Origin of the sequence: Cohnella mopanensis, from assembly GCF_022352055.1 — a bacterium.
Taxonomy (GTDB): domain Bacteria; phylum Bacillota; class Bacilli; order Paenibacillales; family Paenibacillaceae; genus Cohnella; species Cohnella mopanensis.
In genome coordinates this window covers 123,693-143,999 of record NZ_JAKRWM010000015.1, presented here as the reverse complement: position 1 = coordinate 143,999, position 20,307 = coordinate 123,693, and the positions used below count along the sequence as shown (strand labels likewise).

Genomic DNA, 20,307 nt, shown 5'->3' with positions numbered 1-20,307 from the left:
AGACTAAATAAAGCATTTCTTTCAAAGGTAGTTTCCTAATCTCTAGAAAAATATCTGGATTGACTCAAGTGATCGTCGCATTTTGCGACTATGAGTGAGGAGTTACTCTGCCGGCTCTCTCTATCGTCGCATATTGCGACTATGAGTGAGGAGTTACTCTGCTGGCTCTCTCTATCGTCGCATTTTGCGACTATGAGCGAGGAGTTACACTTCGGGCTCTTTCTATCGTCGCATAATGCGACTATGAGCGAGGAGTTACTCTGCTCGCACACTCTATCGTCGTATTATGCGACTATGAGCGAGGAGTCACTCTGCGCGCACTTCCTATCGTCACATTTTGCGACAATGAGCGAAGAGTTACTCTGCCGGCTCTCTCTATCGTCGCATATTGCGACTATGAGCAAGGAGTTACTCTGCTCGCTCTCTCTATCGTCACATTATGCGACTATGAGCGAGGAGTTACTCTGCTCGCACACTCTATCGTCGTATTATGCGACTATGAGCGAGGAGTCACTCTGCGCGCACTTCCTATCGTCACATTTTGCGACAATGAGCGAAGAGTTACTCTGCCGGCTCTCTCTATCGTCGCATATTGCGACTATGAGCAAGGAGTTACTCTGCTCGCTCTCTCTATCGTCACATTTTGCGACTATGAGCGAGGAGTTACTCTGCTCGCACACTCTATCGTCGTATTATGCGACTATGAGCGAGGAGTTACTCTGCGCGCACTTCCTATCGTCACATTTTGCGACAATGAATTGCTGAAAGTCCCCTTCTACTGACCAGAAATAAAAAAAACGCCCAGCTATCGCTGGACGAGTTAATTATCGCATTCGCTAAACGGTAAGTTATTCTGAAGCCTTAGCGATTAGGAGTAGTTGCTTTGCGATTAATGAATAGTTTGTAGCCGACGCCACGAATGGAGTCGATTTGAACGGTTTGCTGGTTGAGCTCGAGTTTCTTCCGAAGGGAGCTTACATGCACGTCGACCGTGCGCTGTCCTCCGATATAGTCGAACCCCCACACAACATTCATAAGATCGTCTCGCGTAATGACGATACCCGGCCGTTCCGCTAAATACAACAGTACCTCGAATTCTTTGGGCCGCAGCGTAATCCATTGGCCGTTGGAGAATACTTCGTATTTGTCCGGAAAAATTTGCAGATCCCCGATCGCGATAACCTTATCCCCGCTCGAGGCTTTCTCTGGCTTGTTGTCTTCATTACGCGAACGCCGCAATACGGCAGAAGTACGAGCCAGCAGCTCAGCTACGCCGAACGGCTTCGTAATATAATCGTCCGCGCCGAGCTTGAGCCCTTGCACGACTTCTTCTTCAGCATTTCTGGCTGTCAGAATAATGACTGGCGTGCGAACGCCATTCTGCCGCAGCTTCTGGAGCACTTCAAATCCATTCATGCCCGGTAGCATTAAATCAAGGAAAATAATGGCATATTGATCATGGATCGCCTTATGAAGTCCTTCCGCACCGTTCCCGACAACTTCAGTCTCGTAACCCTCTTGCGAGAGATTATAAGTAACTAAACGTGCAAGCGTCGGTTCATCTTCGATAATCAGTACTTTGTCCGACATGCGTTCCTCCGGTCCAGCAGGCAATCCTGCCTATTTGGCTCTTCATGTTAGTTTTATCATACCACTGTAAACGCAACATCATGCAATTGTTAACGCAGCGTAAAATAGGCAATTCCCATCTACGGCTGGATCAGCGGTAGCTCTAAAATAAACTGCGAACCTACTCCGACCGTACTTTCTACTCTAATTGTCCCATGATGCAGCTCGGTTAAATGTTTAACGATAGACAAGCCCAAGCCCGTGCCACCCGAGCTTCGCGATCTCGCCTTGTCTACCCGATAGAAGCGCTCGAAAATCCGCGGCATGTCCTTCTTCGGTATGCCGATACCGGTATCCGACACGGTGATCCGAACGTTCTCGTCTTCCCCGTCGTCCGCGACGACGATCTCCGCTCGAACCTTAACCCTACCGCCTTCAGGCGTGTAGTTGATGCCATTCTGCATCAAGTTCATAATAATCTGGCCTAATCGATCCTCATCCGCTTCCAGGAACAAGCCTTCTTCGGTTTGAACGTCGAGCACGATATCTTTTTTGGCGGCTTCCGCAGCCAGCAGTTCAGACATTCTGCCTAAGAACACCGGCAAGTCGATTGGAGAAAACTGCAAGGTCGAACGTCTGGATTCGATCTTCGATAATTCAAGAATATCCCCGATCAGGCGATTCAGCCGATCGCTCTCGTCCTGAATAATCGTCAGGAACGACCTCGCCGTTTCCGGATCGTTCATCGCGCCGGAAAGCAACGTTTCCGCGAACCCTTTCACCGCGGCGACGGGCGTTTTCAATTCATGGGACACGTTCGCGACGAATTCGCTACGCATCCGTTCCAACCTTCTAATCGCGGAGACGTCTTGCAGCACGAGCAGTAAGCCTTGCTTATCATCGCCATTCATCGTCATCGGCACGATGTGAATCTCAAGCAATCTCTCCTCCGGATAGTAAACCGTCAACTCTTCATGAACGGGAACCGGATTTTCCAGCACATCCCGAATGAGTCCGACGAGCTCGAAATGCTGGCGAATTTCCGCATAACTTCTGCCGACGCGTTCCCGTACCGTGCTGCCTAGCAACGTTTCCGCTTCGCGGTTGTAAAGCGTAATTCGACCATCGGGCGCTATCATGACGACTCCGCTTGTCATGTTGTCCAACACGCTTTGCAGACGGGTACCGTTCTGCCGAATTTCATCCAGCTGCTCTTGCAGACTTCCGCTCATCGCGTTCAACGCGCGAGCCAGCTCGCCCACTTCATCCCGTCCGCCCTCGGGCACTCGAATGGCATAATCCATATTCGCCATTCTTTTGGCCGCGGATGTCATGCGCTCCAGAGGACGGGTAACGCTAAGCGCAACTCGATAGCTGACGACTCCCGCGACGGCGAATAAGAGGAACAGTCCGAATATCAAAGCCATCCACATTTTGTTCAGGCTGCCCTCGACGTCCCCTAAGCTCATCGCCAGACGGATAATGCCTTTTTCAGCGCTGTTGGTATCCGACTTCACGGTAATCGCGACATACAGCATATTTTGCTGCAAAGTACTACTCTGTCTTATGCTGCTTCCCGTTCCACTGGCTAACGCTTGCTGGACTTCCTCACGCTTCAGATGGTTGTCCATCGTAATGGGATCGTGGTCTGAATCCCCCATAACTTTGCCATCCAGACGAATATAGGTTACCCGCATTCCCGCGATTTCCTTGAACCGTTGTGCCTGCTGTTGCAAGTACGTGCTCTGATCGGCCTCGCTCCCCTTATCAGGCCAAGGCGCAGCGGCGTTCAGCACATGCAGCTCTCGGATCATATGCTCACGCAAGGCTGCTTGATGGTTCTTCTGATAGGAATTGCCCATCAACAGTCCGGCTGCCAATACGGAGAAACCAATCATAATCACGAACAGGGCGGTCAATTTCAAGCGGAATTTAGTCATGGACGGACGATGTCTCCTTTAAGTCTTCCAACTACTCTGTAAAGATAAGCTCCGGAGTAAAATCTCTTATACGAATACCGGTTCCTTAAACTGGGCAAGTTTCGCTTTGGAATCTTTATCTACGTCGGCGTGCAAGCTGTTGCCATGCGAATCCATCGTTACGATCGCCGCAAAACCTTCAACCTGCAGATGCCACATCGCTTCCGGAATGCCGAATTCGGAGAAATCGACGCCGTTAACGTTTTTAATACACTCCGCATAATACTGAGCGGCTCCCCCAACAGCATTCAAATAGACGCCGCCGTGCTCTTGCAACGCAGCTAACGTTTTGGGACCCATGCCGCCTTTGCCGATCACCGCGCGCAATCCGAATTTCTTCATGATCTCCCCTTGGTAAGGCTCTTCCCGGATACTCGTCGTCGGACCAGCCGCCTTCACGTGCCAACCCGCATCATCTTTAAGCATAACCGGACCACAGTGGTAGATCACTCCTCCATTCAGATCGATCGGCGCGTCATGATCCATTAGATGCTTGTGTAACGCGTCCCGCCCGGTATGCATTTCGCCGTTCAAAATAACGACGTCTCCTACTTTCAACGAGCGAACATCCTCTTCCGTCAACGGCATCTGAAGCACGATTTCCTTCGGTTTGGCAGCCACTTCAGCGCCATCACCTGTCGTATCCACTGGCGCATCGGCCATCGACACCGCCGAGCCGCCCTCGTAAATCCACTCTTTAATCTCGTGAGATGAACCATCCAGAAGGACGCCTTGGCGACGGTATGCCCAGCAATTATAAGCGACAGAGACGAAGAAGCTGGCTGGCAAGCGGTTATTCACGCCAACCTTGCATCCGAGTAACGTCACGTTACCGCCGAAGCCCATTGTCCCGATGCCTAGCTGGTTCGCTTTATCCATAATATATTCCTCAAGCTGCTGAAGCTCCGGAATCGGATTAACGTCTTCTACTTGGCGGAATAGTTGCTGCTTAGCCAATTCATAACCTGTCGTACGGTCTCCTCCGATGCCTACGCCGATAAAACCAGCACTGCAGCCTTGTCCTTGCGCTTGATAGACCGCGTGAAGCACGCACTTGCGAATGCCATCGAGATCGCGGCCGGCTTTGCCTAAACCATCGATTTCGCAAGGCAAGCTATACTGGATATTTTTATTTTCGCAGCCGCCGCCTTTAAGAATGAGACGTACGTCTACTTCATCGCGCTCCCATTGTTCGAAGTGAATAACGGGAGTGCCCGGTCCCAGATTGTCTCCCGTATTCGATCCAGTTAACGAATCTACGGAATTCGTGCGAAGCTTGCCGTCTTTCGTCGCTCTGGCAATTGCGTTTCTGATTTCTTTTTTCATCACGATTTGGTTAGCACCAACTGGGGTGTGTACGACAAAAGTCGGCATACCTGTATCTTGGCAAATGGGAGAGACGTTGCATTCCGCCATTTCGATATTTTGCGCAATTGTAGATAAGGATAATCCCGCACGGGTAGCGCGGTCCTCCGCCTCGCGTGCCGCGGCAATCTTACGGCGAACATCCGCAGGAAGGTTAGTGGACGTCTCCACGATAAGTTGATACATACTTTGTTCGAATGATGATGGCATAATAACTGCTACATCCTTTCTCTGTTCGATGATCTTCATACATTATATAATAGCATATAGAGGTAGTTCAAAAAGTCATCTTTTGATCACGAAGCTAAAACAAGTAGCATATTCGACATCGAATCTTGGATTCAGCCGGGCCTTCCGGTGCTCACGTAGGTTTCGCCTACGCTCCGCTCCTCACTCCCTAGCTTCTTCCAACCTTCTCGGTGCTGATAACCTGACTTTTTGAACTGGACTGAAATAGATTAGCGGTGGGAGAAAAGGAGTCAAGTTCATGGCAAATCATTTTTTGGCGTATTTATATCGGTTGCAATATATCGAACGATGGAGCCTCATGCGCAATACGACGCCCGAGAACGTGGCTGAACATTCCTATCATGTGGCACTGATCGCCCATGCTCTCGGCAGTATTGCGCGGGAAATATTCAAGCGGGACATCAATCCTGACGAGGCTGTCACGTATGCTTTATTCCATGATGCCACAGAAGTGTTTACGGGAGATATTCCGACACCCGTCAAACATCATAATCCTCGCATTCTTGCGAATTTTCGCGAAATCGAGGCTTTGGCGGCAGATAGACTGCTTGCGACAGTACCTACGGAGCTTCAAGAAACCTATCGCCCGCTACTGGCCCGCAAACCCGCGAATCCCGAGTTGGCTCAATTGTTGAAAGCCGCCGACCTGCTCGATGCCTATCTCAAATGCATCAGCGAGATGTCTGCGGGAAATCGTGAATTCGCCACCGCGCGCCGTCAGAGCGAAGAGAAACTCAGAAAACTGGACATGCCCGAGGTCGAATGGTTTCTTACGCATTTGGCTCCCGGTTTTGAGAGAACGATTGACGAGCTCGCCGAAGATGAAGAGATGAGTTAATCTCCTCTACTAAGAGTTCATCAATGACCAAGGCAACTAATAAAAGCCCTGAATTTCAACTTACGTTGAAAATTCAAGGCTTTTATTTGTCCGACATCCCGGCATTTGAATCAGACTGGACTACTTATTGAAGTATTCTACTATTTCTCCATCAATCGTAGCTTGAACCCTTGTTGGATGATCGCCATTAAAAGGCGGAAAGTTGGATTGGATCTTAGAAAGATCGCCTTCCTCCAATGTTTCTAAATCGATATTGATTTTATCCGAAGTAAATAAATGCCACTCGCTACCGAACCACTCTTGCCAATTTTCGTATTGACCGTGTTGTTCAAATTTTAATTCTGCCCCGTCTTGAACCATGACGACTTTATCTATTTGGCAATTCGGACAGTAAATCAGAATCGGGATTTGCATCATCTTCTCTTCAGGGTCATACAAATATTGATCTTCCGCTAATCCGGCAGCTATCCCTTGAACACCTGTGACAAAATCGATTTCTTCCAAAAACGGATACATATGCTGTCCATTTTCCAAAATGGGACGTTCTGTTTTCGTAGGCGGCAAATTCAGCACCTTCTGACAAGGTGCAGTGTATGTCGCTAATTCGTGATCCCAAGTTTTTCTATTTACTTCTATGAATCCATTATTCGGACCTTTATCCGTTGCAGGCAAAACCGGGTTGTCACCCAATCGCATGGGGGCATAATAATCCATCACTTCATTCGGCGTGTATCCCCACTCATTAAACAATACAGCGCTTCGTTTGGAATGGATAGTTGCCAGCATAATTGAATTGGCGTACCGTTCATTCTTTGTTACAAAGAACGGATTATCTTGCATGTACACGGATTGCGCTGGATCACTCGCTGGAATCGACTTCTTAGTCATTATAAATTGGAGAAGGGGAAAAATCCGATATTCTGATTTGTAATCCACTTTCCCATTGCTCTCCGAGTAGTGCCCCATATCCTCCAAAGCAGCCTTGCATGCATTTAGATCAGCATCAGCATCCGCAAGATTGGCTTCACTTGCGTTCGTTTCCGGTGAACCGCTATTCTCAGCCGTACCCATGACGCTTGGCGGGTTAGATACGGACTGAGAATCGTTTTGGCTTTTGGGGTCATTTTTGCTTGTGCATGCGGATGCAAGGAATAGGATCGCGATGACGATTACTAAGAGCCCTCTGCCCTCTTTCTTCACTTCCAACACCCCTAATGAATGAAATCCTATCCCTGCATTAATGCCATTAATAGTATGTAAACACCCGGCTGCCCATCCACAACATTTGGTGAATAAACTCCATCGTCCGTATATTTCCCTTTGGTATATACATTCGTTCCGCTGTACGCATACGGACTCACTTTATTCTTGTTATAATATCCCAAACCGTTATAACACTCGGCAAATGCCGTCATTGCGGCAATATCTTTGCAATTCGCATCTATTTCGAACAAATCGCGATAGTTTACGAATTTACTTTCCGTTAAGGCTGCCACAGCAGATTCTTCAAACGTATAATAAAGCAAGCCCTTAGGTACATGCGTAGTCGGTTTCCCTAACGGATCTCCGTTTTGCAAATATTTATTGAAATTTCCCGTCGATTCCCTATAATGAAGGGCGGCGATCAATTCCGGCGGAAATCCGGTTTCCTTAGAAATCTTTTCATACGTTTTTTTATTTTTTTCATATATTTTTTTGAAATCTTCTAAAGCTTTACTAAACTTTTTCTGATCGATTTTCGTTATCTTTCCTACTAAATCCTTTGCGTGCGGATTGTATACCTTATAGACTTTGGGATACAATTTTTTCAGCTTTTCTAGTCTTTCCGCTTTCTTTTTATCCGCTTCGGAAACTATCTGTTTCACTGGATCCGTTGTCTTCTTCTCGGCTAATTTAGTAGTCGTCTTCTCTGTGCCCACTTTTGCCATCCCTTGGGCGGTTACTTCAGCTTGCTTCTTCTTCACTTCATTTATGGCTGCTGCTTGCTTGGTCAATTGGACTTCTGTACGGTCATATCGTTCTACAGCTCCTGCTACAAAATAATCGAGCTTCTTCATTTTCGCTTCCAGGTCTTGCAAGGTTTGATTAGAGCGCTGCAATCGAGTTTGGATATTTCTACGTGCGCGGATCGCGAAGTCCACACCATTCGCTGCACTAGAGAATCCATTCCTTAAATTTACGAGTCGTGCCTCTTTTTGTGAAAGCGTACGATTTATTTCTTCTATTTGACCCTGATTAAAGCGAATGGACGACATAACCTTAGCCTCCTAGAAAGTACTTTCATACCCGCCTCATTTTATCTAATTTTGTCATTATTTGAATTAAAAAGATAGTATCATATATTTTAACGTTTTTCATTGTTTTAAAATGAAAAATACACCTTTTAGATTTGACATTGGATTAACTTAATGGGAATCCAACGTCAATTCTAAAAGGTGCAAGTCAAACGTTATCTATTATCAGACTTCCTCCTAAAGGAAAATACCATGAATGCAAAAGCCAGTATAACGACTACTCCGCCGATAGGTATTAAATAATATCCTTTAGGCTTCTCTTTCGCGTCCGTGATAGGACTTATAGAGGAATCTTGAACCTGCAAGGGCTCATAACTTACCCCCAGCCCGGCTAAGTCTTCTTCAGCATTAGCTAGAAGCTTCGTTCTGTCGCATATGTTGGTTTCGAGCTTATCGGGCTCACCGTAAGCATACACAACGTATTCCGCATCGACAGTGAAATTTTCAATCCCGCAACTAGCCGAGCTAAGAGCCGTGTGAACGACCGTTGATTTTTCAACTTCTCCTTTCCACACTTGATCGACAGCGAACGTTATGCTTACGAGATCCCCGCTAGACATGATTTCCTTCTGTTCGGGGGGTGTTATTCTGGTCGCCTTACCGGAAAATATAGCGGTTTTCATTTGAATTTCATCACTCACGGTAGGCGAGGAACAGGAACAAGCATAAGCCGATTCAGGCTTCAAAGCTATCCCACTTCCTATAACGATTAAACAGCATAGAAATAAAAACAAAAAACGATTGACCACCCTAATCACCTCAATGCTTAAGACGTACTTGCTTTGTAAATTGTTCCAACCCTGCCGCAAAAAAATAAGACGCCGAGTTAGGCGCCTCTTCCATTTTATTTACAGTTAATTATATTTTCGGATAACTCGAACCTGTGCATATCCTGCAACGAGCATCAACGCCGCCAACACCGTGAACAATACTTCCCCATTACTCCAACTTAACAGTAAGCCGCCTAAGATCGGGCCTAAGCCGCGCGATAACAGTTGGCTTGTACCATACACGGAGAAGTAAAACCCCCTTTGCTCCTTCGGTGCCATGACCGAGACTGCCTTCTGCATATGAGGTCCGAACATCATCTCTCCGATCGTAAAAACAAACTCAGCAACGAACAACCACACGACGATACTGGAGTAACCGTATCCGATGGAGACGATCGCAAACAACGCATAAGAAATTCCGATGATTAAGTGCGACGCGATCGCTTCGGTTTTTCTCGCAATCCAGATTTGCAACGTTATGACCATGATCCCGTTAAACGTAAGGATAGACGCCAGAACGGTCCGGTAGTTCTCGAAATTCGATTGCAAATGCAGCGGCAATGTCGATTCTACCTGAGCGTAGAGCAAGCCTACGGGCAAACTCAGCAATGTGATGAGTACCAGAACTTTATGCTCGGCCCAGGAAAATTTAGGTTTACTCGAAAGTTGAAGAGGAGCTTGAACGGATTCCGTCCAACTTAGCAACATCGGGGCGGATTCCGGTATTTTAAACCATACAAGCAAACCATAAAACACGAACGTTATCGCGGACAACAGAAAGACCGCGGACGGGTTCCAGCCGAACATGAGCAAGCCCAGCACCGGTCCCACCGCAGCTCCGACGTTAAACGCCGTGTGCATAAGAGCGAACACTTCGGCACGTTTCTCTTCCGTTACCATATCCGTAATCTGGGCATTGGCTGCAGGCATATACAAAGCGAACCCTATTCCGTTAATGATCGAAATTAACGCGTATTGCCACACGTCTTCCGCGAAAACATAGCCAACCATACACAGCATTTGCAGCGTTAAGGCGATAAGGATCAAAGGTTTACGGCCGTAACGGTCGCTCCAGCTCCCGCCAAACCAGCTAACGAACAATCCGCATAGCGGTTGTAAACCGACGATGATCATAGGCAGAATAACAGAGCCTTCCAACTGCTCGTACAAATAAAGAACAAGAAACGGACGAATCATAAATCCCGTGATTGTCGTTAACGCCGATCCCAGTATCCGTATCCATATGCCGTTATCGTATCTTCCAATAATGTCGTTCATGAATTTATTTCTCATATTCTCAGATGTCCAATCCTCGTCATGTCGGTTATCGGTCTCCACCATTCGTAGAAACGATTTCAAAATTATAGCACAGACGGATTAGACGAAATTAAGCAAAAAAACCCGGTCGCGATAATCCGCGATCGGGTTTACACGTATTACGATTATTCAGTCAACGCGATAAGACGGATCTTGCATGAACCAAATGATTACCAAGAACAACACGAACAGAATCGTGCTAAGCACTTGCACCCGGGAAATGTCCGAGCTAGCATTCTCGCCTTTAGCGGCTGCGGCCGCGATTCTCTTCAAAGGCGCTTGAACGATACCCGACAAAGCACCGATGATCACGAACAAGACGATAACGATAACCATCCATGCTACCGTATATTTCGCTCCGCCCTCCGCGTTCGAGATCAAATATCCGCCCGTTAACAATTGCAAAACCAAAGAATATTGCCCGAATCTTCCGCTAGTAATGATTCCGCTAGCCAAGCCCTCTTGCGCGGCTCCCGATAACTGCTTGAATTTCCCGACCACAAAAGGCATAATCGCATAAATTCCCATTCCCACCGCACCTACTATGTGCAAAAACAACATGACATTTAACATTTTCCGTTCCCTCCAATAGTTAACAAACAAACTAAGACAACCTCAGTATACACAAAAATTCGGCTGAACAAAACCATAACGATACTTTCGATTTGATTCCTTCACGAAAGCATCACGATTTGTTCGCATTAACGACCTTTATACGTAAAAAGAGAGCCCGAAGGCTCTCCCTTGAAAACGAAACTGATCTTCGATTATGCGTTTTCGACGATTTTGATGACGTTGCGAACGGATTCAGCGGATTTCTCAAGTGCCGCTTTCTCTTCGCCTGTCAATTCGATCTCGATAATTCTTTCGATACCGTCGCCGCCCAGAACAGCAAGAACGCCCATGAACAAGTTGTTATAGCCATATTCGCCTTCGAGCAACGCGATAATCGGAAGAATGCGTTTCTTGTCTTTCAGAATCGCTTCCGTCATTTGTACGAGCGAAGCAGCCGGTGCAAAATACGCGCTTCCGTTACCGAGCAAGTTAACGATTTCGCCGCCGCCTACGCGAGTACGAGCTACGATAGCATCGATTTGCTCTTTAGGAAGCAGTTTTTCGACAGGAATACCGCCGATCGTCGTGTAACGTACGAGCGGGACCATATCATCGCCGTGGCCGCCAAGAACGACGCCGCGTACGTCTTCAACCGATACGTTCAACGCTTGTGCCAAGAACGTATTGTAACGAGCCGTATCCAGAACTCCGGATTGGCCGATTACGCGATTTTTCGGGAAGCCTAACGCTTTATTAGCTACATAAGTCATTGCGTCAACAGGGTTGGACAGGAGGATAACGTAAGCATTCGGGCTCGTCGCTTTGATGTTCTCGCACACCGACTTCACGATTCCAGCATTCGTGTTCACGAGGTCGTCGCGGCTCATGCCCGGCTTGCGGGCAATACCGGCTGTGATGATGACTACGTCGGAGTTAGCGGAATCTTGATAGTCGGAAGTACCCACGATGTTGGAGTCGATTCCTTGAACCGGAGTCGATTCCATCATGTCGAGCGCTTTGCCTTTAGTCGGGTTTTCCAGTTGCGGGATATCGAGAAGAACGACGTCTCCCAATTGTTTCTGAGCCAACATTAGCGCAGTAGTCGCACCTGTGAATCCAGCACCTACAACCGTAATTTTCGCACGTCTAATTGCCACTTTGAATTCCCTCCTTGTATTTAACCCATCACTTCACTAGTAGGAGCACGAAAGTCGCTCCAACCCGAGCGCGCAGCCAGCTCATCCCTTGACCTTTCACTAGTAGGAGCACGAAAGTTGCTCCAACCCGAGCGCGAAGCCAGCTCATCCCTTGACCTTTCACTAGTAGGAGCACGAAAGTCGCTCCAATCCGAGCGCGCAGCCAGCTCGTGCACTTTCCTAACCGCGAGAGCGCGAAGCAGCTCGTCAGCCACAAGCCATCGCAGCCAGCTATCGAAATTCGGGAAGGGTTTCGCCAACGAAGTGGCGATTCCCTTCCCGAATATTCTGCGGCCTCCCCGCACAAGCCCCGATCCCACCGCTCGTTGGTAACTCTCTCCGCGAAGGCGGGTGTCCAGAGGGCAGCAGCCCTTGGAATCCCCCTTGGAAAGGGGGACTTAGGGGGATTGAGCCCTCCCCGCGACGGGGACATAGGGGTTAATAGCCTCCCCGGCGAGGGGAATAAAACTAGAAGTTTTTAATAATTTCGTCCGCGAACGCCGAACATTTAACTTCAGTAGCACCGTCCATCAGGCGAGCGAAATCGTAAGTTACGACTTTGCTGTTGATGGATTTTTCCAAGCCTTTGTAGATCAGGTCAGCAGCTTCCAACCAGCCCAAGTGCTCAAGCATCATAACGCCGGACAAGATAACGGAACCTGGGTTCACGACGTCTTTGTCTGCGTATTTAGGAGCAGTACCATGAGTCGCTTCGAAGATAGCATGCCCAGTCAAGTAGTTAATGTTTGCTCCGGGAGCGATACCGATTCCGCCGACTTGAGCAGCCAAAGCATCGGACAGGTAGTCGCCGTTCAGGTTCAACGTAGCGATAACGTCGAAGTCGGTTGGACGAGTCAGAACTTGTTGAAGCGCGATGTCGGCAATCGCATCCTTGATTAGGATTTTGCCGGAATCAAGAGCGGCTTTCTGAGCTGCGTTAGCTGCTTCTTCGCCTTTGTCTGCTTTGATATTATCGTATTCGGACCATGTGAATACTTTGTCTCCGAATTCTTGTTCAGCCACTTCGTAACCCCAGTTTTTGAACGCGCCTTCGGTATATTTCATGATGTTGCCTTTATGAACGAGCGTAACGGATTTGCGGCCGTGTTTGATTGCGTATTCGATCGCTGCGCGAACAAGACGTTTGGAACCGTCCTCGGAAACTGGCTTAATACCGATACCGGAAGTTTCAGGGAAACGGATTTTGTTAACGCCCATTTCCTTTTGCAGGAACTCAAGCACTTTCTTAACTTGCTCCGTACCGGATTGGTACTCGATACCCGCATAGATATCTTCCGTATTTTCGCGGAAAATAACCATGTCTACGAGCTCAGGACGTTTAACCGGGGAAGGTACGCCGTCGAAGTAACGTACTGGACGCAAGCAAACGTATAGGTCAAGCTCTTGGCGAAGCGCTACGTTCAGGGAACGGATACCGCCGCCGATTGGCGTAGTCAATGGTCCTTTGATCGCGATGATCATCTCGCGGATCGCTGTCAGCGTATCGGCTGGCAACCACTCGCCGTAAGCATTGAATGCTTTCTCGCCGGCGAACACTTCGTACCATGCGATTTGTTTTTCGCCCTTGTAAGCTTTTTCTACCGCTGCATCAAGCACGCGTTTGGAAGCTTTCCAGATATCGCGGCCAGTACCGTCGCCCTCGATGAAAGGGATAATTGGATTGTTAGGGACGTTCAGTACTCCGTTAGTTACCGTGATTTTCTCGCCGGAAGTCGGCGCTGCGAATTTTTCGAGTTTCATTATTCGTTTCTCCTCCTGAATGTGTTCCGTTTATTTGTCGCGAAGAACCGGCGACTTGCCCCCTTGCTCTTGGCAAAGGGGACAACCCGCCGGCAGCAGCATTTAATTTAGCCACGATTGGCGATAGGCACGTAGTGCTGGTCTACCGGACCTACATACTCCGCGCGAGGACGGATCAAACGGTTGTCCTCGTACTGTTCGAGAATGTGCGCGGTCCAACCGGATACCCGGCTGATGGCGAAGATCGGCGTGAACAGGTCGCGAGGAATGCCGAGCATCGTGTAGCAAGATGCAGAGTAGAAATCTACATTCGGCTTTAATCCTTTTTGGCTTGTTATGAGATCGTCGATCTTGATGGACATTTCATAAAGCGTCATGTCGCCTTTCAGCTCGCCGAGCTGGCGGGACATTTGCATCAGATGCTTAGCGCGCGGGTCGCCGTTCTTGTAGACGCGATGGCCGAAGCCCATGACTTTCTCTTTGTTATCGAGCTTTTTCTGAATGTAAGATTCTACATTCGCAACGGAGCCGATTTCGTCGAGCATAACCATAACTGCTTCATTAGCACCGCCGTGCAGAGGGCCTTTCAAAGCACCGATCGCAGACGTTACGCCGGAGTAAATATCGGACAGCGTAGCTACCGTTACGCGAGCCGCGAACGTCGAAGCGTTCAACTCGTGGTCGGCATGAAGAACAAGAGCTTTGTCCATCGCTTCGATCGCGACTTGTGCAGGCTCTTCTCCTGTTAGCATGTACAAGAAATTATGGGCAACGCCTACGCCTTTTTTCGGAGCGATTGGTTCTTTGCCCTCGCGAATGCGGGCGAACGCCGCGACAACGGTTGGCAATTGAGCTTGCAACTTAACCGCCTTGCGGTAGTTAGCTTCTCTGCTCATGTCGTTGGCTTCGCTATCGAACAGCGCTAGGCTGGACACCAACGTACGCAAAGCAGCCATGGAGTTGCTGCCTTTAGGGTACAATCGCAAACCTGCGATTACGTCAGCCGGAACGGCAGCATATTCACTAAGGTCTGAGATAAGACCGTCCAGCTCCGATTGGGTTGGAAGTTTGCCGTGCCATAGTAAGTAGGCGACCTCTTCGAACGACGCTTGTTCTGCCAGCTCGTCGATATTGATTCCTTGATAAGTCAAGACGCCGTCGATAATGGAGCTGATCGTCGATTTGGCCGCGACGATCCCTTCAAGACCTTTGGTTGCTGTCATATTTTCTCTCTCCTTTATCCGGTAAATTCAGATCATCGGCTTGTCTCAACAAGCAGCCGAATGACATCATCGTAAGTTTGCGCAAGAGCAAAACGCTCTCCCGACTCAATAATGAACGAAAACATCAAATAACCTAGCATTTTTTGACCTTTTTTAATGATAATCGATTTCAGAGGGGAATGGAACCGATTGCGGCATTAAAATGTTTTATCGGCACCATAAGCAATCGTTCTTGGATTGTCATTCCTCTTTCAACCTGAAAACCTAAATTTTCGAACATGTTATTAAATTCTGGTAACCTTAGTCATTTGCTTAATCCCTCTAATTATTCGATCGATTATTTTGTGATACAATGAAACTCAAGTTCACTATTAAGTTTTTTATACAGCATCGAGATGGTTGGATGAAGCTAAGCTGGAGGTCTATAACATGCTCGTACATACAAACCGAATTACCGGAATCATCGATATCGGCTCCAACACCGTCCGTTTGTCCGTCTACCAGCTATCGGACAACGGCGCATACCGGGTCGTCGACCAAGGCCGGTGGCCTGCGCGTCTCAGCCAACGATTGGATAAATCCGGTTCCTTGCCGGACGAAGCCGTTGAAGAGCTTGCCGAAGTGCTTAGACATTTCAAACGGATTTGCCACAAACACGGAGCCGATCACATCCGCGCCGTAGCGACGGCTGCGATTCGGCAAGCCGTGAACCGGGAAGCGATCATTCGGCAGCTCTTAGAGACAACCGGATTAACCATAGAAGTATTAAGCGGCGAGGACGAAGCCCGAATCGGTAGCCAAGCGATGTTAAGCAGCCTTAGCCTTGCCGATTGTTTCGTTGTGGACATCGGCGGTGGGAGTACGGAAATTACCCTCGTGCAGAATAGAAAAGTCGTATCCGCGGTTTCCTTCCCGATCGGATGCGTCAATACGTCCGCGAAATACGCGTTGGGCAACGGAACCATACCTGCATCCCTGCTGACAGAAATCCAGAACGAGGTGCGCGGCTTGCTACGCACGCATGGCTGGATATCCAGCCACCCCGGGCTTCCCCTCATCGGTTTGGGAGGAACGGTCCGCGCGCTTGCCAAGCTTCACCAACGGGAATCGAATTATGCCTTTCCCCATCTGCACGGATACGAGCTGTCGATCCCCGATCTTGCTTCGGCGCTAGAACGATTGTCCACCATCCCCGTCGACAAGAGACGCAAGCTGCCAGGACTGTCCAAAGACCGCGGCGACGTGATCGTGCCCGGATTGGCTATCCTTCTCGGCGTCATGCAACAAATGTTAACTTCCCGATTGGTCGTATGCGGCACTGGATTACGCGACGGATTATTCTACGAAACCTGTCTTTCCCACCAGCAGACGGACTCGGAAGATTATGTATTGAATGAAAGCATACGCAATCTCACTGCTTTGTATCCCGTTGCCCCGGAAGAACATCTTGAGCAAGTAAGCAAGTTAGCTTTGTCTTTATACGATCAATTATCCCCCGGCGCGAAAATACCACCCGAATACCGTCGCTTGTTGGACGCCGCCGCACGTGTATTTCGAATCGGAACGGTCATCGACTTCAACGATAGCGCGGATCATACTTTCTACATGCTGCTGCACACGCACTGGAACGGTTTATCCCATCGGGAGACGATTTTGACGGCCGCCATCGCTTCCTATAGAGGAACCAATCCACTAAGAGGCAAGCTATCCCCTTATCGGATGATACTCGCCGAGGGCGATGATAAATTGATCGCAAAACTAGGCTCCTTGTTACTTCTTGCTGCCGCCTTGGATCGAAGCGAATCTCAAGCGATTACCTCCTTGGAGTTGTCCGTCAAGGGAAATAAGCTTCGCTTGTTAGCGGAGGCCAAACATCCATTGCCCGTCGAGCGCATGGAAGTCGACAACATCGCCAAGGAACTTAAAAAAAATTGGGGAATTACCCCCGAACTCACCGTTCGGATTCGATAATTCCCCAGTCCCTTATTCATACGCTGCCGCAATCGATTTCCAGAGCGGAATATCCGCCGTCTCGAATTGGCTGCGCAGCGGAGGGTTCTCGTTCTTCACTCTCAAGTAAGCGCCCGTGGATTGCAATTCCCTCGCTTTTACGTTGTCCTGCAGGTTCATATGCAGCACGTTCATGAGCATGAGACGCAACCCCGGATCGTACACGGGGCACATGAGCTCCACCCTGCGGCTTAAATTACGCGTCATCCAGTCCGCGCTTGAAATATATACCTCGTCATTCCCGCCCCCGGCGACAGACAGTATTCTCGCATGCTCCAGGTAGCGGTCCACGATGCTAATGACCCGTATGTTCTCGCTGAAGCCTTGCACTCCGGGCCGCAAGCAGCATACTCCCCTTACGATCAGTTCGATCTTGACTCCCGCCTGCGAAGCTTCGTACAGCTTATCGATCATCGATTGATTAGACAAAGAATTCATCTTAGCCACGATACGCGCCGGACGTCCGGCTAACGCATGTTCAATCTCCCGATCGATTAATTCAAAGAGCTTTGGCTTCAATCCGATCGGAGCAACCGCGAAGGAAGACCACAGATGCGGAGTCGAATAGCCGGTCATTTCGTTAAAAAGCGCGGTAGCGTCAGCTCCGATGGACGGATGGCTCGTAAATAACCCCGCGTCTGTATAGAGGCGTGCCGTGTTCTCGTTGTAATTCCCTGTTCCCACGTGTACGTATCTGCGTAACGAATCCGCTTCTCTTCGGACGACTAATGTAATTTTAGCGTGCGTCTTTAAGCCTACCAAGCCGTATACAACGTGGCATCCCGCTTTCTCCAATTGGCGAGCCCACGCGATGTTGCGCGCTTCGTCGAACCTCGCCTTGATTTCCACGACGACGGTCACTTGCTTACCCGATTCCGCGGCGCTTGCCAACGCCTGTACAAGCACGGAGTTCACGCTGACCCGGTACAACGTCATTTTAATCGCAAGGACGTCGGGATCCGCGGCAGCCTCCAGTATAAAATCATTCACGACCTCGAACGATTCGTAAGGATGATAGACTAGAACGTCTTTCTCCCTGAGAACGGATAACATGTCATCCGTTTCGTCGAACTCCTCCGGATAGACAGGTTCGTGTTTCGGATAACGGAGATGATCGTAATTCGGCAACATGCCTACGAATTTAGACAGAAAGCCTAAATCCAAAGGGCCGTCGATTTCATCGAACATGTCCTCTTCCAGCTCTAGTTCGTCTCTTAATAGCTCCAGAGCATCCGAATGAATCCCTTTCTCCACTTCAAGCCTTACAGGCAATCCGCGTCTGCGGCGACGAAGCTCCTTCTCGATTTCCTGCAGAAGATCTTCCGCGCCTTCTTCGTTCAGCGTCAAATCCGAATTGCGCGTCACGCGAAAAGAATGAACGGCTTCCGTCCGATAACCGCTAAATAGCAGTCCGATATGCTCTTTAATCAGATCCTCCAAGAGAAGATAGCTGAGTTTCCGGCTATTTTTGCGTCCTGGAACGAGAACCGTGCGCGCGAGAATCGAAGGTACTTGAACGATCGCGCAAAATGTTTGTTCCTCGTCCTCTTGATTAATGCTTTCGTTTTCTTCTTTCAAGACAACGGCCAAATAGAGCTCCTTACTATGCAATAAAGGAAAAGGACGGCTTTGGTCGACAGCCATCGGCGTTAGAACCGGGTAAATGATCCGCTTATAATAATCCGTCATTAAAGCTTTCTGATCTTCATGCAGATCGCGGAAAGTCGTAAGCGCAACGCCTTCCTTCGCAAGCAGCTTCAATAGCTCGCGATAGGTCCGATACTGTTCGCGAACCATCCGTGTTGTCCGTTTCATTAATCTTTTGATCAAACCTTGAGGCGTATAGCCCGTAAAATCGGTTTTCAAATAACCCGCTTTGCTCTGAGCTTGTAATCCTGCAACTCTAACGCTCATAAATTCGTCCAGGTTGCTCTGCACGATAGATAGAAACTGAAACCGCTCCAGAAGCGGCGTTCCCGTATCCTCGGCTTCCTCAAGCACACGTCTATTGAACTCCAGCCAGCTTAAATCCCGGTTAATGTACTTTTTGACGCTAGACACTCGGCTTCCCCCTGTTCATCCTGTAAGCGACTTTTTCCACATCTTATGACTTGTCTCTTTCATTATGTTGGTCATTTGTAAACTAAACATCAACGAATCGTTAACGTTAGGTTAAATGAACATCATTCGCGTCATAAACTGCGGAAAATGATAAATTATCGGCTACCAGCGGTTCGGTCCGCGGGATATCGTGAATTTACCGCTGCGAATTAAACGCTCAAGCCATCGATACAGAAACAGCCGATAGATCGGGCGAGTCAAGGGGATGACCATCGTAATGCCGATAATATCCGTAATAAAGCCCGGTACGATCAATAGGATCCCCCCGACCAATACGCAAAGCCCTTCCAATAGCTTATGGCCCGGAGCTTGACCCGACTGCATCTGCATTTGAGCTTGCTGCCACACTTTGCGACCTTCCGTCTTGATCAGCCATGCGCCGAGAATCGCCGTCCCGATCACTAGCAGGAACGTAGCGAAGCCGCCTATCCAGCGTCCCATCATATAGATACCCCAGATCTCGATAAGCATCGCGATGACAAGCACCGGCAACAATTTCTTTTGCATATCCGTTCCCTCCATCCGCATTCCTTACTTCATAACATCTCCCGCGAGGCTTACCATCTTATCATACCAGTCCGGAGCCTCTCGCGCGAAACGAACCGGCTTCCATTCTTTATTCACCCAAACGTGTTTCGTGCCCCCCTGGACGAGCAGATCTCCCGGCGGTTCATCCCCTTCAAAGCAAAGACCCAAGCTTGCCGTCATATCCCCGCTTAGCACTCGAGTCTCGAAGCGTACGCGGATGCTCGTCATCTCGACCACCTGCGTGCACACGGTCACCCATTCATCGTAAAGCGCAGGCTGCTTAAATGAAGCCTCCACATGCGTGACCGGCAGCAGCAAGCCCCGGCCTTCCATTTCTTTATAGGCTATTCCGGCTTGTCGTACCCATTCCGTTCTTCCGATCTCGAACCAGTTCAAATAGTTCGCATGATAGACGACCCCCATCTGATCGGTCTCCTGATACCTTACCCGCAGAGGAAATAAGAACCATTTTCCCATTTCGTGTTCCCCCCTTCCTACATAAGTCATTCAATAAATGACGTCCGGATATAAA

The 20,307-nt window shown here is 48.8% G+C and carries 17 protein-coding genes; 2 read left to right on the top strand and 15 right to left on the bottom strand.

Features of this window, described 5'->3' with window-relative positions; genetic code table 11:
• Positions 1–861: 861 nt before the first annotated feature.
• The 3 genes from L3D05_RS21125 to L3D05_RS21115 form a co-directional block, all read right to left on the bottom strand.
• Positions 862–1,590, bottom strand: a complete 729-nt coding sequence (locus tag L3D05_RS21125; RefSeq protein ID WP_239618315.1) for a response regulator transcription factor — start codon at positions 1,588–1,590, stop codon at positions 862–864.
• A gap of 119 nt (positions 1,591–1,709) precedes the next feature.
• Positions 1,710–3,509, bottom strand: a complete 1,800-nt coding sequence (gene pnpS / locus L3D05_RS21120) for a two-component system histidine kinase PnpS (protein ID WP_239618314.1) — start codon at positions 3,507–3,509, stop codon at positions 1,710–1,712.
• A gap of 66 nt (positions 3,510–3,575) precedes the next feature.
• A complete protein-coding gene (locus tag L3D05_RS21115) occupies positions 3,576–5,123 on the bottom strand; it encodes a fumarate hydratase (RefSeq protein ID WP_239618313.1) in 1,548 nt (515 codons plus the stop codon).
• A 277-nt stretch (positions 5,124–5,400) separates the two neighbouring features.
• Here L3D05_RS21115 and yfbR point away from each other — a divergent pair, with 277 nt between their 5' ends.
• Complete coding sequence (gene yfbR, locus L3D05_RS21110) at positions 5,401–6,000, top strand: 5'-deoxynucleotidase (RefSeq protein WP_239618312.1); 600 nt, start codon at positions 5,401–5,403, stop codon at positions 5,998–6,000.
• Between the two features lie 120 nt (positions 6,001–6,120).
• Here yfbR and L3D05_RS21105 read toward each other — a convergent pair whose 3' ends face one another.
• The 9 genes from L3D05_RS21105 to citZ all read right to left on the bottom strand — a co-directional run bounded on the left by L3D05_RS21105 (position 6,121) and on the right by citZ (position 15,116).
• Complete coding sequence (locus L3D05_RS21105; RefSeq protein ID WP_239618311.1) at positions 6,121–7,200, bottom strand: hypothetical protein; 1,080 nt, start codon at positions 7,198–7,200, stop codon at positions 6,121–6,123.
• Between the two features lie 26 nt (positions 7,201–7,226).
• On the bottom strand, positions 7,227–8,255 hold the full coding sequence (locus L3D05_RS21100; RefSeq protein WP_239618310.1) for a hypothetical protein: 1,029 nt from the start codon (positions 8,253–8,255) through the stop codon (positions 7,227–7,229).
• A gap of 194 nt (positions 8,256–8,449) precedes the next feature.
• On the bottom strand, positions 8,450–8,854 hold the full coding sequence (locus tag L3D05_RS21095) for a hypothetical protein (RefSeq protein WP_239618309.1): 405 nt from the start codon (positions 8,852–8,854) through the stop codon (positions 8,450–8,452).
• 294 nt (positions 8,855–9,148) lie between these two features.
• Positions 9,149–10,342, bottom strand: a complete 1,194-nt coding sequence (locus tag L3D05_RS21090; RefSeq protein ID WP_239618308.1) for an MDR family MFS transporter — start codon at positions 10,340–10,342, stop codon at positions 9,149–9,151.
• 168 nt (positions 10,343–10,510) lie between these two features.
• Complete coding sequence (locus L3D05_RS21085) at positions 10,511–10,954, bottom strand: DUF2269 family protein (protein WP_239618307.1); 444 nt, start codon at positions 10,952–10,954, stop codon at positions 10,511–10,513.
• Between the two features lie 194 nt (positions 10,955–11,148).
• The gene (gene mdh / locus L3D05_RS21080; protein WP_239618306.1) at positions 11,149–12,093 is read right to left on the bottom strand and encodes a malate dehydrogenase; all 945 of its coding nucleotides are present in this window, start codon (positions 12,091–12,093) and stop codon (positions 11,149–11,151) included.
• A 28-nt stretch (positions 12,094–12,121) separates the two neighbouring features.
• Positions 12,122–12,565, bottom strand: a complete 444-nt coding sequence (locus L3D05_RS21075) for a hypothetical protein (protein ID WP_239618305.1) — start codon at positions 12,563–12,565, stop codon at positions 12,122–12,124.
• A gap of 35 nt (positions 12,566–12,600) precedes the next feature.
• The gene (gene icd / locus L3D05_RS21070; RefSeq protein ID WP_239618304.1) at positions 12,601–13,893 is read right to left on the bottom strand and encodes an NADP-dependent isocitrate dehydrogenase; all 1,293 of its coding nucleotides are present in this window, start codon (positions 13,891–13,893) and stop codon (positions 12,601–12,603) included.
• Between the two features lie 107 nt (positions 13,894–14,000).
• The gene (citZ, locus tag L3D05_RS21065; RefSeq protein WP_239618303.1) at positions 14,001–15,116 is read right to left on the bottom strand and encodes a citrate synthase; all 1,116 of its coding nucleotides are present in this window, start codon (positions 15,114–15,116) and stop codon (positions 14,001–14,003) included.
• Positions 15,117–15,545: 429 nt separating this feature from the next.
• Between citZ and L3D05_RS21060 the strand changes: the two genes are divergently transcribed.
• Entirely contained in the window at positions 15,546–17,087 is a 1,542-nt protein-coding gene (locus L3D05_RS21060) for a Ppx/GppA phosphatase family protein (protein ID WP_239618302.1), read from the top strand.
• 12 nt (positions 17,088–17,099) lie between these two features.
• Here L3D05_RS21060 and ppk1 read toward each other — a convergent pair whose 3' ends face one another.
• The 3 genes from ppk1 to L3D05_RS21045 form a co-directional block, all read right to left on the bottom strand.
• On the bottom strand, positions 17,100–19,187 hold the full coding sequence (gene ppk1, locus L3D05_RS21055; RefSeq protein ID WP_239618301.1) for a polyphosphate kinase 1: 2,088 nt from the start codon (positions 19,185–19,187) through the stop codon (positions 17,100–17,102).
• A gap of 162 nt (positions 19,188–19,349) precedes the next feature.
• A complete protein-coding gene (locus L3D05_RS21050; RefSeq protein WP_239618300.1) occupies positions 19,350–19,754 on the bottom strand; it encodes an FxsA family protein in 405 nt (134 codons plus the stop codon).
• Between the two features lie 24 nt (positions 19,755–19,778).
• Positions 19,779–20,252 carry an acyl-CoA thioesterase gene (locus L3D05_RS21045; RefSeq protein WP_239618299.1) on the bottom strand — a complete coding sequence of 158 codons (474 nt, stop codon included), beginning with the start codon at positions 20,250–20,252 and terminating at the stop codon, positions 19,779–19,781.
• Positions 20,253–20,307: the final 55 nt, after the last annotated feature.